Origin of the sequence: Alcaligenes sp. MMA (assembly GCF_020907215.1) — a bacterium.
Lineage (GTDB): Bacteria > Pseudomonadota > Gammaproteobacteria > Burkholderiales > Burkholderiaceae_B > Alcaligenes > Alcaligenes aquatilis.
Window position 1 is genome coordinate 615,274 of record NZ_JAJJPP010000001.1, and the last position, 14,511, is coordinate 629,784.

At 56.3% G+C, this 14,511-nt stretch carries 9 protein-coding genes; 4 read left to right on the top strand and 5 right to left on the bottom strand.

Translation table 11 applies throughout. The annotated features are described in order from the left end of the window. The first annotated feature begins 188 nt into the window (after positions 1–188). A complete protein-coding gene (gene rpoD, locus LNA76_RS02750; RefSeq protein ID WP_230017842.1) occupies positions 189–2,411 on the top strand; it encodes an RNA polymerase sigma factor RpoD in 2,223 nt (740 codons plus the stop codon). A 142-nt stretch (positions 2,412–2,553) separates the two neighbouring features. On the opposite strand, the gene LNA76_RS02755 is transcribed toward rpoD, so the two are convergent. Next, a complete protein-coding gene (locus tag LNA76_RS02755; protein ID WP_230017843.1) occupies positions 2,554–3,507 on the bottom strand; it encodes a LysR family transcriptional regulator in 954 nt (317 codons plus the stop codon). Between the two features lie 133 nt (positions 3,508–3,640). Here LNA76_RS02755 and LNA76_RS02760 point away from each other — a divergent pair, with 133 nt between their 5' ends. Genes LNA76_RS02760 through LNA76_RS02770 form a run of 3 tightly spaced genes read left to right on the top strand, consistent with a single transcriptional unit; the run spans position 3,641 to position 9,574 of the window. After that, a complete protein-coding gene (locus LNA76_RS02760) occupies positions 3,641–5,128 on the top strand; it encodes a short-chain fatty acid transporter (RefSeq protein ID WP_442778972.1) in 1,488 nt (495 codons plus the stop codon). A gap of 25 nt (positions 5,129–5,153) precedes the next feature. Next, positions 5,154–8,600: a molybdopterin-dependent oxidoreductase gene (locus tag LNA76_RS02765; protein WP_230018775.1), complete on the top strand. Its 3,447-nt coding sequence runs from the start codon at positions 5,154–5,156 to the stop codon at positions 8,598–8,600. A gap of 41 nt (positions 8,601–8,641) precedes the next feature. Beyond that, positions 8,642–9,574 (top strand): ornithine cyclodeaminase family protein, encoded by a 933-nt coding sequence (locus LNA76_RS02770; RefSeq protein WP_230017844.1) that lies wholly within the window; start codon positions 8,642–8,644, stop codon positions 9,572–9,574. A 69-nt stretch (positions 9,575–9,643) separates the two neighbouring features. Here LNA76_RS02770 and LNA76_RS02775 read toward each other — a convergent pair whose 3' ends face one another. From LNA76_RS02775 to guaD, 4 genes are all read right to left on the bottom strand, one after another. Then, positions 9,644–10,918: a sensor histidine kinase gene (locus tag LNA76_RS02775; protein WP_159063936.1), complete on the bottom strand. Its 1,275-nt coding sequence runs from the start codon at positions 10,916–10,918 to the stop codon at positions 9,644–9,646. Between the two features lie 33 nt (positions 10,919–10,951). Beyond that, on the bottom strand, positions 10,952–11,626 hold the full coding sequence (locus LNA76_RS02780; protein WP_094197045.1) for a response regulator transcription factor: 675 nt from the start codon (positions 11,624–11,626) through the stop codon (positions 10,952–10,954). 59 nt (positions 11,627–11,685) lie between these two features. Continuing rightward, entirely contained in the window at positions 11,686–12,987 is a 1,302-nt protein-coding gene (locus LNA76_RS02785; protein WP_230017845.1) for a methyltransferase family protein, read from the bottom strand. 189 nt (positions 12,988–13,176) lie between these two features. Further along, positions 13,177–14,502: a guanine deaminase gene (gene guaD / locus LNA76_RS02790; protein ID WP_230017846.1), complete on the bottom strand. Its 1,326-nt coding sequence runs from the start codon at positions 14,500–14,502 to the stop codon at positions 13,177–13,179. Positions 14,503–14,511 lie beyond the last annotated feature (9 nt).

Here is a 14,511-nt window from a genome sequence, read left to right on the forward strand (position 1 = left end):
AGCGGATTGTGAACCACCTTATGCCTTGAGCCCATGAGCCAGGGATTAAATGACTTAGGGTTCGCTCGCGCAACACGCCCAGGCGCAAGCCGGTTGTGAACACGCTCATCATCAGGCTCTTTTGCCTGTACGACTCGGTGGCTACACATTTAGTGCCACAGGGGTAAATGGCGTCTATGGAAGAAAATATGACTCAAACGACTGGTAAAACCTCGACGACGGTCTCTCGGTCTGCTAAGAAAACCTTGGCCGCGACAGCAAAATCAGGGGCATCAAGCTCGGTAGAGCTCGATGAGCTTCACGAAAGTGGAGAGCCAGGCGCAGCGCCTGCCAAAAAGGCAGCTAAAAAGGCGGCTGCTAAAAAAACGGTAGCTAAAAAAGCGGCTGCCAAGAAAACAGCGGCTAAAGCCGCTACCGGCGGTCGCCGTGGACGTCCTGCAAAAAATGCCAATAACGACGGTATCGATTTTGTCGATGACGACGAAATCGGCGAAGAAGAGGTCATTCCTGATCTCAAGCCGGTGGCCAAGCGTGGTGCCAAGCGCGCCAAAGCCGAAAAAGACGTTTTTGGGGTACGTGGCCAACTGAGCCCTGAAGAACAGGAAGCCCGTCGCAACCGCCTCAAAGCCCTGATCAAGCTGGGTAAGGATCGCGGTTACCTGACCTACAGTGAAATCAATGACCACCTGCCCGATGATCTGGTGGATGTCGAAGCCATTGATGGCATTATCGGCACCTTCAGTGACATGGGTATTTCGGTTTACGACCAGGCTCCCGACGCTGATACCTTGCTCATGAGCGATAACGCGCCCATGGCATCCAGCGACGACGATGTTGAGGACGAAGCTGAGGCTGCGTTGACCACGGTGGATTCCGACTTCGGTCGCACGACTGACCCTGTGCGTATGTACATGCGCGAAATGGGCTCGGTGGAACTGCTGACTCGCGAAGGTGAAATTGAAATCGCCAAGCGTATCGAAGATGGTCTGAAGCACATGGTGATGGCGATTGCCGCCTGCCCAACCACGGTTAACGAAATTCTGGCCTATGTTCAGCGTGTGCGTGAAGGCGTCATGCAGATCGACGAAGTGGTTGACGGCCTAGTGGACGATGATGGCGAGGAATACGCCGGTTCCGGCGTGAGCGCTGACGATGAGGACGAAGGTCCAGCCGGCGGCATGAGCAGCAAGCAGATTGAATACCTGCGCAACAAGTCGCTCAAGAAATTCGACATCATTGGCGAATGGTTTGACAAGATGCGCGTGTCTTTCGAGACCGATGGCTACAAGAGCCCCGGTTACGTGCAGGCACAGGAAACCATCCTGAACGAATTCATGGGCATTCGCTTTACCGCCAAGATGGTGGAAAAGCTGGCCGACACCATGCGTGAGCAGGTTGCGATTGTGCGTCAGCACGAACGCGAAATCCTGAACATCTGTGTGGATCGTGCTGATATGCCACGTGCGCATTTCATCAAGGCTTTCCCAGGCAACGAAACCAATCTGGATTGGGTGGTGCAAGAGGTTGCTGGCAACCACGCTTACAGCGCCATTCTGGAACGCCACATCCCTGCCATTCAGGAAGTTCAGCAAAAGCTGATCGACCTGCAAACCAGCGTTGTTCTGCCTTTGAAGGATCTCAAAGAAGTCAACAAACGCATGACCACCGGTGAAGCCAAGGCTCGTAAAGCCAAGCGCGAAATGACCGAGGCCAACTTGCGTCTGGTGATCTCGATTGCCAAGAAGTACACCAACCGTGGTTTGCAGTTCCTGGATCTGATTCAGGAAGGCAATATCGGTTTGATGAAGGCGGTGGACAAGTTTGAATACCGTCGTGGCTACAAATTCTCCACCTATGCAACGTGGTGGATTCGTCAGGCCATTACGCGTTCGATTGCTGACCAGGCCCGCACGATTCGTATTCCGGTTCACATGATCGAAACGATCAACAAGATGAATCGTATCAATCGTCAGATCTTGCAGGAAACCGGCGTTGAACCCGATCCCGCAACCCTGGCCCAGAAGATGGACATGCCCGAGGACAAGGTTCGCAAGATCCTGAAAATCGCCAAAGAGCCTATCTCCATGGAAACGCCTATCGGTGACGATGACGATTCCCACTTGGGCGATTTCATCGAGGACAACAACACTGTTTCGCCATCGGATTCGGCTTTGCACGGTTCCATGCGCGACGTGGTGAAAGATGTCCTGGATTCCCTGACGCCACGCGAAGCCAAAGTGCTGCGCATGCGTTTCGGTATCGAGATGAGCACCGACCAGACTCTGGAAGAGGTGGGCAAGCAGTTTGATGTCACGCGTGAGCGTATTCGTCAAATAGAGGCCAAGGCTTTGCGCAAGTTGCGTCATCCTAGCCGTGCTGATAAGTTGAAGAGCTTTCTGGAAAGCCAGTAAGGTTGTCGCTGTTCAGATCGGAACGGTAGCAAAACCGGCCTTCTGAATCACACCCCAAAAGTTGGAGCGTTCTCCAACATTTGGGGTGTTTTTTATGCGTGGCTTCATCAGATCAGCTTGTTTGGCGAGAGCTTTTTAAGGCTCAATTTCTGAGTCCCTGTACATTCCCTTCCATCATCAGATGGGATTCGCGTAGAACGCTTTTGGCCAGCAAACGCAAGGTGTTGGCGCAGGCCTGGGCTGCTTTGGACATCTGGGCCTCATGTCGATAAATAAGGCCCAAATCCATGGAGGGCACACCACCAGTCATGGCCGTTCTGCGTATCCTGCCACCATCGTGGGACCAAGGCCTGAAAACAAGGTCTGACAAAATAGTGACCCCAACATTCTGGGCCACCAGACTGCGTACCGCTTCAATCGACTTCGTACGAAAAACGACTTTGGGCTTGAGCTTTGCCGCGCTCCAGTAACGATTGACGGTAGCCACATGTTCATCCATATCCAGCAAGATAAATGCCTGATCAGACAGTTCCCGCAAGGAGACGGAGCTTTGTGCCGCCAAGGGATGGTCCAGCGCGGTCCATAGTCTGCGCTCGGACTTGAGTAATCGTTCCTGCTTAAGGTCTGAGCGACGCGTCAAGTTGGAGATAAGGACGACAGCCAGGTCGAACTCGCCATCTCGTACTCCATGCTCGATCTGAAGGCGGTTGCGCTCAACTGGTTCAAAGGATACCTGGGGGAGTTGACGGCGCATGGCACCGATAATCTTGGGCAACATGTATTCCGAGACCGTGTCTGTGATGGCTAGTTTCACTGAGCCCTCCACGGATGAAATGGCGTCTTTGGTCTCCGCGACTGCCATGTCCAGAGATGCCAGTATGTGCTCGGCATGCCGCAGGAAGCGTTCGCCATGCAAGGTTAGCCGCAAGCCAGCAGAATGCCTGCTAAATAGCTGGACCCCCAGAAAAGACTCCAGGTTTTTCAAGGACGTGGTGAGTGAAGGCTGGCTGACATAACAACGCTGGGCTGCCCGAGAAACCTGTCCGGTTTGGGCGGCAGCGACGAAGTGCTCCAGTTGTTTGATCGTGATTTTCATAGTTTTATTCTATATCACAGCATAGATTTAAAGGATTATGAATGTCGTATGACGATTGTTAGGATCTCCATCAGCACACCGTTTGTCGATGTGCAACAAGGAACGCCAACAGTTCCAATATACGGAGACACTCATGCAATCTTCATCAAAAATCCTTGCCGGGCTAGGGCGGGGTACATCTGTTTCTCATGCATCTGACGAGACGGGCAGCCAGTCTGGCGTTTTGAGTCGGCTAGGTTTGCGTTTTACGGCCTGGGCAGAGCGCTGGTTCCCTGATGCGTATGTGTTTGCCGCTATTGCCGTGGTTGTTGTGGCATGCGCGGCTATGGCCAACGGTTCCAGTCCGCAAGCAGTTGCCAAGGCCTTTGGCGATGGGTTCTGGAGTCTGATTGTTTTTACGATGCAAATGGCCTTGGTGGCGATTGGTGGTTACGTGGTGGCGACTTCGCCGCTGGCCGCCCGCCTTATTGAACGCCTTGCCGCCATGCCAAGCTCCGGTCGACAGGGCATTGCCTGCGTTGCGACCATCAGCATAATTTTGTCCTTGTTCAATTGGGGCGTGTCGTTGATTTTCAGTGCTCTCTATGCGCGCGCCTTGGCACGTCGCCCGGACTTGCGGCTTGATTACCGCGCCGCAGGTGCTGCAGCGTATCTGGGTTTGGGGAGCACATGGGCCTTGGGTCTTAGTTCTTCAGCCGCACAGTTGCAAGCCAATCCCGACAGCTTGCCTAAAAGTATTCTTGATATCACCGGGGTGATTCCATTTGGCCAGACCATTTTTTTATGGCAGTCCATGGTCATGGCCCTGATTTTGATCATAGTGTCCGTATTGATTGCATTTCTGTCCGCTCCAACGGCTTCCAAGGCGGTGACGGCTCAGGAGTTAGGTGTGGACCTGACGGAGTTCAAATCGGCTGATAAAGAGTCCAGCACCCGGCGTCCGGGCGAGTGGTTTGAACGTAGCCCCATTCTGACCATTCTTCTGTGCGCTCTTGGTTTTGGCTGGCTGGCACAAGAGCTGATTGCCAAGAGTCCGCTGGTGGCGATCTCCGGGCTGAACACTTATAACCTCTTGTTCCTCTTGCTGGGTTTGTTGCTCCATTGGCGTCCACGCAACTTTCTTGATGCGGTGACGCGTGCAGTCCCCTCTACAGCAGGTGTGATTATTCAGTTCCCCTTGTACGGTGCTATTGCCGCTATGTTGACTGCCGCCAAGGGCGCCGGGGGAGTGACCTTGGCCGACCGTATCGCGCATCTGTTTGTCAGTATCTCCAGCACAGAGACTTTCGCAGTGATGATGGGAGCCTATTCGGCAGTTTTAGGTTTTTTCATCCCCTCGGGCGGTGGGAAATGGATTATTGAAGCCCCCTACGTCATGCAGGCAGCGAATGAACTGAAGGTGCATTTGGGCTGGGCTGTCCAGGTCTATAACGCGGCCGAGGCGCTGCCCAACCTGATCAATCCCTTCTGGATGTTGCCACTACTCGGGGTGCTGGCCTTGAAAGCCCGCGACATTGTTGGCTTCACCTTTTTGCAGTTGCTGGTGCATGCACCACTGGTGCTGTTCATGCTCTGGTTCTTTGGGCGTACCTTGACCTACATCCCGCCTGTGATGCCTTGATTCAGAGGGAGTGTAATTAATCGTGATACCGACTGAATTCAAACAAGGATATTGCACGCTGTGTCGTTCGCGTTGTGGCACGCTCAACGAGGTGCGGGGGGATAGCTTAATTTCCGTACGTCCCGACCCGTCGCATCCAACCGGGCAGGCCATGTGTATGAAGGGGAAGTCGGCACCTGAAATGGTGCATAGCCCTCATCGCATACACTATCCGATGCGACGCACCCGGCCCAAAGGCAGTGCAGATCCTGGGTGGGTGCGTATCAGTTGGGAGGAGGCGCTCTCGGAGACGGCGCAACAGCTAGGTCGAATCAAGTCCGAGAGCGGCGCGGAGGCGGTCGTGTTTGCCGTGACGACACCCAGTGGAACCTCGCTCAGTGACAGCATCGACTGGATTGAGCGTTTTGTCCGCCTGTTTGGTAGCCCTAATATTTGTTACGCGACCGAGGTGTGTAATTGGCATAAGGACTATGCGCATGCTTTTACCTTTGGTTGTGGCATGCCACCGGCTGATTATGCCAATGCAGATCTGATGGTCCTGTGGGGGCACAACCCCACCAATACCTGGTTGGCGCAAGCCAATGAGATTGGCAAGGGGAGGGCAAAAGGGGCCAAGCTGATTGTGGTTGACCCTAGGCCAACGGCATTGGCGCGCCAGGCCGAGGTGTGGCTGCCGGTACGCCCAGGCACGGATGCGGCGGTTGCGCTTGGCCTGATGCACTTGATGCTACGTGACGAGGGCTTCGATACGGCATTTGTCCGTGACTGGACTAACGGGCCTTTATTGGTCCGTAGCGATAACGGGCATTTTTTACGAGAGCAAGATCTGTGGCCCCATGCCGGGCGGAACCGCTATGTAGTGTGGAGCGATGCACATCAGTGTGCGGTGCCGTATGACACCGAACAAAGCGCCCAGGTACAAGGTGGTGAACATTTTTGCTTGCGGGGTACTTTTTCAATTGATACCGAAAAGGTCGCAGGGCTTCTTTGCCATCCTGCATTTGAACTGCTGGCTCAAGCCAGTGCCGCCTATCAGCCAAAGGAGGTTGAGCGTATCAGTGGTGTGCCGGAAAAGGCCTTGCATGCCGCTGCTGCACTGTTTGCGTCCAGCGCCCGCATTGCCTATCACGCCTGGACGGGCATTGGGCAGCATTCCAATGCAACACAGACGGAGCGGGCAGTCGCCTGCTTGTATGCACTGACAGGGAGTTTTGATCGTATAGGGGCTAACCGAGTGCGCATCGGGTCGCCTACTCGGTCAGTGAATCCACTTTCCCTCTTGTCTGATCGTCAGCGTATCAAGGCATTGGGGATTGATGAGCGGCCTATTGGCCCACCCGCCCAAGGCTGGGTGACAGCACGTGATACTTACCGGGCCATTCTGGAGGGGAAGCCGTACAAGGTACGCGGGATGTTGGCGTTTGGTACGAATTTGCTGGTATCGCAGGCTGACACGGCGCAAGCGCAGCAGGCGCTTTCTCAGCTTGAGTTTTATGTGCACTGCGATTTGTTTGAGACGCCTGCTGCCAAATATGCAGACATTGTGTTGCCCATCAATACGCCTTGGGAGCGTGAGGGTTTGCGGGTCGGCTTTGAGATTACTGATCGGGCGGCAGGGTGGGTGCAACTGCGTCAGCGTATGGTGCCGCCTCAAGGCGAGTCACGATCTGACAATGATGTTGTTTTTGACCTGGCCTGCCGACTGGGCATGGGGGATGATTTTTTTGGGGGTAGTCTGGATGCTGGGTGGAATCATATTCTGGAACCCTTGGGCCTGTCGGTGGAACAACTGCGGCGGCAGCCGCAGGGCCTTGCCTTCCCTATTGATGCCAGCGAAAGAAAGTATGCGCGTGCCACCACAAAGGGAGTACGGGGGTTTGATACGCCGACGCGGCGGGTCGAACTCTATTCAGAGAGGCTGCTGAAGCATTCCCAACCTCCCCTGGCCACCTTTATTGAGCCAGCTGATACACCACTTGATCCTAAGGCGACGCAGCAGGGGCGCTTTCCCTATGTGTTGAGCTCGGCCAAAAATGGCTTTTATTGCCATAGTCAGCACCGCAGCCTGGTGTCGTTGCGTAAACGCGCTCCGGATCCAGTTGCTGAGTTGAGCCCTGTCTTGGCGAATGCAAAAGGTATTTTGGATGGAGACTGGATACGCATCAGCACCCGTCTAGGCAAGGCGCGATTTGTTGCCCGTATTACGCCACAACTGGCTGAAAACCTGATTGTGGCCGAGTTCGGCTGGTGGCAAAGCTGTCCGGAGTTGGACCGTCCGGATGTGCCCATTGAGGGAGCACAGGCCAGTAATTTCAATACCTTGATCTCTGCCGACCACCATGATCCTGTCAGTGGTTCTGTGCCCATGCGCTCTTTTCTTTGTGATGTGGAGCTGGACCCCTCGACCCAGGAGCGGCAACGCAAGTGGGCAGGCTATCGAGATTTCAGAGTGAGTCAATTGCATCCGGAAGCCGAGGGGGTTCTAGGTATTCATTTTGAGTCTGTAGATGCGCTGGAGCTGCCGGACTATAGACCGGGGCAGCATATCGAAATTCAGTGGGATGGAGGGGGTGGGGTCGCCTTGTCACGGGCATATTCGCTGACTGCTGCGGCTCACGTCCCTCATCGACGCAGCTACAGTATTGCTGTTCGCCATCAAAAGGGGTGGTCGCCTGAAGGCGTGCCCTTTGAGGGCCGCATGTCTGGCCTGTTGCACCGCCGACTCCGCCTGGGTGATGTGGTATCGCTGCGCGCGCCCTCCGGGGGGTGGGTCTTGCCGCGTCAATCCCAGCAGCCGCTTTGTTTATTTGCGGGTGGTATTGGTATCACGCCTTTCATCAGTCTTCTGGAGTCCCTTCCAGACGGGGCGGAAGGGCCTGAAATCTGGCTGTATTACGGCAATCAAAATAGTCGCACACATGCATTTCGTGACCGCATCTTGTATCACCAGTCCCGTCTTCCCCAGTTGAAGGTGCTCAATTATTACGCCGCGCCGCTTGAAGGGGATCGGGAGGGAGTCGATTTCACCGAACAGCGTTATATCGACGCCAGTGTGGTCGATGACAGGCTGATCGAGTTGCGTGCGCGGGTGTATATGTGTGGCCCTCCTATGATGATGGATATTGTTTCCGCCGGACTGGTGGAGCGGGGTGTTCCCCGTTTTGACATTTTTAGCGAGATTTTTCGTTCGCCTACTGAACCTCCGCAGGGTGATCAGCGTTTCAAGGTCAGCTTTTTACGTTCGGGCCGGGATGCCGTGGAGTGGGGGCCTCAACAAGGGACACTGCTGAGCTTTGCTGAATCGCTGGGTTTGCAGATGGCCAGTGGTTGTCGGGTGGGGCAGTGCGAGAGCTGCGCGGTGCATTTGGTTTCTGGCAAGGTGCGCCACCTTCATGGTGGTGAGCCAGAGGACCCGGGCGTTTGTCTGGTCTGTCAGGCTATTCCTATTGCGGATGTTGTCCTGGATGCATGATGACACGCAGATCTTCAAGCCCTTGTAAACACAGGACGACTATGAAAATTGTTAATACCGCAGACACACGCCTGGCGCTTTCTTTTGATCGACTGATTCCCGCGCTGGAACAGATGTTCATCACGGGCTGCCACGTTCCTTTGCGGCATACTCACTCGCTGCATGAGACGGATGAGGCGTCTCCCAGAACTTTGTTGATCATGCCTGCATGGCAAGGGGACCGATATTTGGGTATCAAGACAGTCGCTATCTGCCCCGCCAACGCTGAACGTGGCTTGCCTGGTCTGCACTCCAGTTATCTGCTGTATGACGCCAGGACGGGTGAGCCACTGGCATTACTGGACGGGAATGAAATTACCTCTCGCCGAACGGCGGCTGCGTCGGCATTGGCTGCTGCCTACCTTGCTCCTGTAGCGGCCCGGAGCCTGCTGGTCGTAGGGTGTGGGCGTGTGGGTAGTTTGATCCCGGAAGCCTACCGAGTTGTCCGGCCTATTGAGCGGGTGCTGGTGTGGGACCGTGATGTGACGGCAGCGAAGAGGCTGTTAGAGACCTTGGGCTTGCAAGGCTTTGATGCACGGCTTGCGTTGGATTTAGATAGCGCTGTGGGTGAGGTCGACATTGTTAGTTGTGCGACGTTGGCCACCGAGCCGATTATTCGTGGTGCGCTGCTGGGTCCCGAGAGCCACCTTGATTTGATTGGTAGCTTCACCCCGCAGATGCGGGAAGCTGACGACGCGTGTTTTAGCGATGTACGTCTCTATATCGATACGCAAGAGGCCTTGCAAAAGAGTGGTGAGTTGCTGGGACCTATGTCTCGCGGAGTCTTTACGCCAGGCGATGTAGTGGGTGATTTGGCGGATCTGGTTCACAAGCGGGTGGAGGGCCGGAACGCGTCGGATGGTCGCACGGTTTTTAAAGCGGTAGGAACCGCCCTGGAGGATCTGGCTGCGGCGGTCTTGGTTTATGAGACCTAAACGTCAGCGCTGAATAGGCTGTCTTGGGTTTGTCCTGACAAGTGGGTGACGGTCTTGCCTCAAACCGGCTTATGACGGATCCAGATCCAGCTTGAATACGCAGCCTTTGCCGTTCGGTCCACCTTGTACGCTCAAGCTCCAGCCTTGAGCCAGCGCCAGTTGGCGGGCCAGTGCCAGTCCGATGCCTCTGTGGCCCTTTGCACGCAGTCCTGTGGGCAGTTGCTTGCCTTGGCTGAAATGGCGCTCAAAAATCAGAATTTGATCTTGCTTGGCAATGCCGGGGCCGTCGTCTTGCAAAGCCAGGATGGAGGGCGCAATCCAGCTCAGTTGTAGTTTGCAGGGTGCGGCATGGTCGATGGCGTTGCGCATCAGGATGCGCAGCAGCATGGACAGGGCATAGGGGTCCAGGGTGTAGAGCAAGGTGTCGGGCACCAAGTTGCTCCAGCGTACTTGGTGGCTATTCGCATCCAGCAGGGCGACGGCCTGCCAGGTTTGTTGAGCCAGTTCGTGAACGTCCACCTCGCGCACATGGCGCTCTGCGGTATAGGCCAGGCTTTCGGCGGCATCCAGACTGGCGGTGACCGCATCGGCTTGCGCCATCATGCGCTGTAGACGCTGTTGTTGTGGGCCTTCGGGCAGTTGCAGCAACAAAAGCTCGCAATCGCTGCGTATGGCGGTGAGCCCTGTACGGAGTTCATGGCCCAGATTAGCGGCGAACTCGCGTTCATGAGTCAGCAGTTCTTCAACCTGCTCCTGCATGCGATTAAAGGCCCGGATCAGACGTCCAGCCTCATCGTCCTGGTGCTCGGGCAGGCCGGAGCGCCCAGGTGCCCAGTTTTCCAGGTGACGGGACAGGGTCAGCATGGGAGCCACGGCGTGGCGAGCGACCCGGCGTCCGAGCAAAAACACCAGCAAAATCGTGGCAGAACCGATCAGGAGCAGAATCAGACCAAACTCGCGCACCCGGTCTTCGTGAGGGGTGGCGCGATACACCAGATACAGTTGCCCTTGCTCTTTATCCTGGCGCAGTACGTGCCAGGTATCGCTGCCTATATGGAACTCGTAAATCCCCGGTCTGGGGACGCGGGCAAATTCAGGTAGGTTGTCCAGGGTTTGGCCTGGCAGGAACCAGTAGCTGTCCAGTTCTGCCCCCAAGGCTTCGCTACGGTTGTAGGCGCTATCGGGCAAGAGGCTAGGGTTGCGGGCGTAGGAGATCAGCATGGCATTGACCATCTCGTCTTCCATGCGTGCAAAGGCCACATAGGCCAGCCCACCCATGATGATGACCAACAAGGCGGCAATCAGGGTCAGGGCCCAGGACACGCGCTGGGTGAGGGTGCTCATGAAGCGGCTTCGGCGTGGCGCTTTGGCCATCTCTTAACTCTCCTGTTGCAAGCGCCAGCCCATACCAGGCAAGGTTTCGACGGTACCTGCACCTGCTTCGGAAAGAGCACGGCGCAAGAGATGGATTTGGCTGCGCAAGGCTTCAGGCGACGGCGCACCCTGAGGCCACAGTGTTTTTTCCAGAGAGCGGCGAGTCAGAATGGCTTGCGGGTCGCGTAACAAGGCTTCCAGCAACTGGCGGGCTTTGAAGCTCAGGTGCAGCTCTTGTCCGTCCACACTGACCAGCGCCGTATCCAGGTTGTATTCCAGACTGCCCCAATGTAGCGAACCGTGCTGTACTTGTGGTGGGCCACGACGCATCAGGGCGCGTAGCCGCGCCTCGACTTCGGCCAGAGCAAAGGGTTTGATCAGATAGTCGTCGGCTCCCAGGTCAAAGGCGGTGAGTTTGCTTTCGAGCTGGCTGCGAGCCGTCAGGACTAACGTGGGGATGGGCGTTTGTTTGGATTGGCGCAGGGCCTGGAGGACACCGAAGCCATCCAGACCGGGCAGGCCCAGATCCAGCACCAGCGCATCAAAATCCTGTTCTTGCAGCAGTGTCAGCGCACCATTGCCGTCGTAGGCGGCATCGACCGCAAAGCCTTTCAGCTCCAGATAGGTATAAAGATTTTCGGCAATGGTGGTATCGTTTTCAACAATCAGGACACGCATGACAGCTTGTTCCACAGGGTTGGGACAGTTCTTGTTCAGCTTACTGCACTTGGGGGCAATCAGGGTAGACGCAGAAGTACGGGTACCCAGCCATTTATCTGCAAGCACTGAGCCAGGGCAAAGACGGGCCAGATCAGGAAGTAGGGCAAGGCGTCGCGCAGGGTACGGGCCAAACCTGTCAGGGACACACGCAGCTCATCTGGGCTGTTCCACAGGCTCAGGCGTGGGGCCAGACGAGGGACGCGCTGGCAGTAGTCCTGATAATCCTGGCCAAAAACCTTTTGCAGCAAAACCTGCTCTTCGTCGATCACATTATTGAAGACGGCGTAGACAAATAGTGCCAACACGGGACCAAGCAGCAGGCTGCCAGATAGTGCGCCCATGCCGGTGACAGCACAAAGTGAGAACAGATACAGCGGGTTGCGGCTGATGGAGTAGGGGCCTTGGCTGATCAGACTGGAGCCTTTGTGCCCACCCAGGTACAACATACACCAGCAACGGCCCAGGACGGCAATCAGCACCAGACCTAGACCGGCCATGCGGGTGAATTGAAAGACCAGCGAATCGCTGGCCCAGGTGGGGGCAAAGAAAGGCAGAATCACGACCATCAGGCCACCAAACACCCCCAAGGTTCGACGACGCTGTACCTGAATGCTGGCCAGATGTTCCCAGGCCTGTGCGACGGTGGCGCGCTTGCTATGGGAAGCAGACCAGCGTTTGGGGTTCACAATCAGCGGATAGAAGGCCAAGCTGCCTAACAACCAGACAATGGCCAGCGAGGCAAAGACCTGCGGCAGATCGAGACGTTCTTGGTCGGTTTCCAGCAAGCCCAGCAAGAACGCGCACAGCAGGCCTGCCAACAGGCCACCCCAGCGCAGGCGGGACTGGTTCAAGGCCCAGCCTGCAAAGTACAAATGCAGTAGACCGGCTCCCACCGCTACGACTGCCCCCACACCCAGCAAGGGTTTGATTTCGGGTATCGACAGGTACATGGACGGCAGTCCGTAGGAGGAGGCAGAGCGCTGCAACATCAGCATCAGCAAGGGAACGGCCAGGAACAGGGCGGTGCCGAGCAGCATGATGCGCTTGCCTGCCACGGCATCCTGTCCACGCAAACGCAACAGTTTCCAAGCGGCAAATGACAGTCCGGCGGCGGCAATCAGGCCGGTCAACAAGCCTTGCGCCTCTTTCATTTCATGGGCCATATGGCCGGGCTGATGGCTGATAGCCAGCAAGGGGTTAAGCGGTGACCAGTCCTGAGTCAGGCTGGCCAACCAGAGAAACAAGAAAGTGACCCCCAGAACCTGGGTTAACAGGTAGAACAAAGCGTTGCGCTGCACCTGAATAGATGTGCCGGACATAAAGAAATCTCGCCAAGAATTCGAGGGAACCGGAACTGGTTCTCTGCTGACGGGCTCAATGTATCGTTGGCAGCGTAAAATCCGCGTGAAATCGTAATGTGCTTTGGCGGGCCGATAAGGAAGAAAACTCGTTCCCGGCTTCAGTCATGGGGGGAGGATAGAAGCCGGGCATGCGTTTTTTGGTCTGCTTTAGTGATCGCGCTGATGCACACAGCGGCCTGCGCTGTAGCTGGCTTGAATGCAACGATCGTCACCCAGCAGGGCCAGTACGAACAGTTGCTCTTCCAGCGAGTTCAGCATGGTGCTGCGGCGCGCCATCAAGGGCGTTGCCTTGGGATCCATCACAATAAAATCGGCCTCGGCACCCGGAGCCAGTGTGCCGATTTGGCCTTGCATGTCCAGCGCGCGGGCAGCCCCTTCGGTGGCCATATAGAACATGGACGCGGCGGTCAGGTGGTAATTGTTCAGACGGGCCACCTTGTGCGCTTCGTTCATGGTGCGCAGCATGGAGAAGGACGTACCGCCGCCTACGTCGGTGGCCAGGGTGTGTAGCACCTTGCTGTGGCGAATGGACTGGAAGTCGAACAGGCCGGAGGCCAGGAACAGATTGGACGTGGGGCAGTGGGCCGCGATACTGCCGGTATCGTGCATGCGGGCGCGGTCTTGCTCATCCAGCCAGATGCTGTGGCCGTAAATAGCACGGGGGCGCAGCAGGCCAAAGCTGTCATATACGTCCAGATAGCTGCGGTTCTTGGGGAACAGCTCGCTCACCCATTTGATTTCGTCCTTGTTCTCCGCCACGTGGGTTTGCAGAAAGACATCGGGATAGGCGCGGGCCAGTTCACCACAAGCGGCCAATTGTTCCGGGGTGGAGGTAGGGGCAAAACGGGGGGTCAATGCGTACAATTGGCGGCCCTTGCCGTGCCAGCGCTTGATCAGGTCTTCCGAGTCGCGTGCGCCCGACTCGGCGGTATCTTGCAGATAGTCCGGGCAGTTGCGGTCCATCATGACTTTGCCCGCAATCATGCGCAGATTGCGCTCGTGGCTTTCTTCAAAGAAGGCATCCACGGATTGACGGTGCACACTGCCGTAGACCAGGGCGGTGGTCGTGCCGTTGCGCAGCAATTCGTCCAGAAACACGCCAGCTACTTCGCGGGCATGGTCGCTATCGCCAAAACGGCCCTCAGTCGGGAAGGTATATGTTTCCAGCCAAGGCAGCAGGCCGCTGGCAGGGGAGGCAATAATGTCGGTTTGCGGGAAGTGCAGGTGGGTATCGATCATGCCCGGCATGATGATTTTCCCGCTCAGATCCACGGTTTTTGTACCGGCAGGCAGGCTGCGCGACAGTTCGGCCCAGTCGCCACAGGCCTGAATCTGGCCTTGCTCGTTGACCAGCAACAGACCATCACTGTGGTAGCGCACGGCTTCGGAAGGATCTTCCAGTGTGGCGGGGTCTGCAACAAAGTACAGCAGTTGGGCACGGTAGGCGCAGGCGGAGTGTAAAGAGGTAGTCATAGTGTCCTA

What these genes read in the sequence shown, in the direction of transcription:
- rpoD (WP_230017842.1), top strand. Translation starts at nt 189, where the DNA reads ATGACTCAAACGACTGGTAAAACCTCGACGACGGTCTCTCGGTCTGCT.
- LNA76_RS02755 (WP_230017843.1), bottom strand. Translation starts at nt 3,507, where the DNA reads ATGAAAATCACGATCAAACAACTGGAGCACTTCGTCGCTGCCGCCCAA.
- LNA76_RS02760 (WP_442778972.1), top strand. Translation starts at nt 3,641, where the DNA reads ATGCAATCTTCATCAAAAATCCTTGCCGGGCTAGGGCGGGGTACATCT.
- LNA76_RS02770 (WP_230017844.1), top strand. Translation starts at nt 8,642, where the DNA reads ATGAAAATTGTTAATACCGCAGACACACGCCTGGCGCTTTCTTTTGAT.
- LNA76_RS02775 (WP_159063936.1), bottom strand. Translation starts at nt 10,918, where the DNA reads ATGAGCACCCTCACCCAGCGCGTGTCCTGGGCCCTGACCCTGATTGCC.
- LNA76_RS02780 (WP_094197045.1), bottom strand. Translation starts at nt 11,626, where the DNA reads ATGCGTGTCCTGATTGTTGAAAACGATACCACCATTGCCGAAAATCTT.
- LNA76_RS02785 (WP_230017845.1), bottom strand. Translation starts at nt 12,987, where the DNA reads ATGTCCGGCACATCTATTCAGGTGCAGCGCAACGCTTTGTTCTACCTG.
- guaD (WP_230017846.1), bottom strand. Translation starts at nt 14,502, where the DNA reads ATGACTACCTCTTTACACTCCGCCTGCGCCTACCGTGCCCAACTGCTG.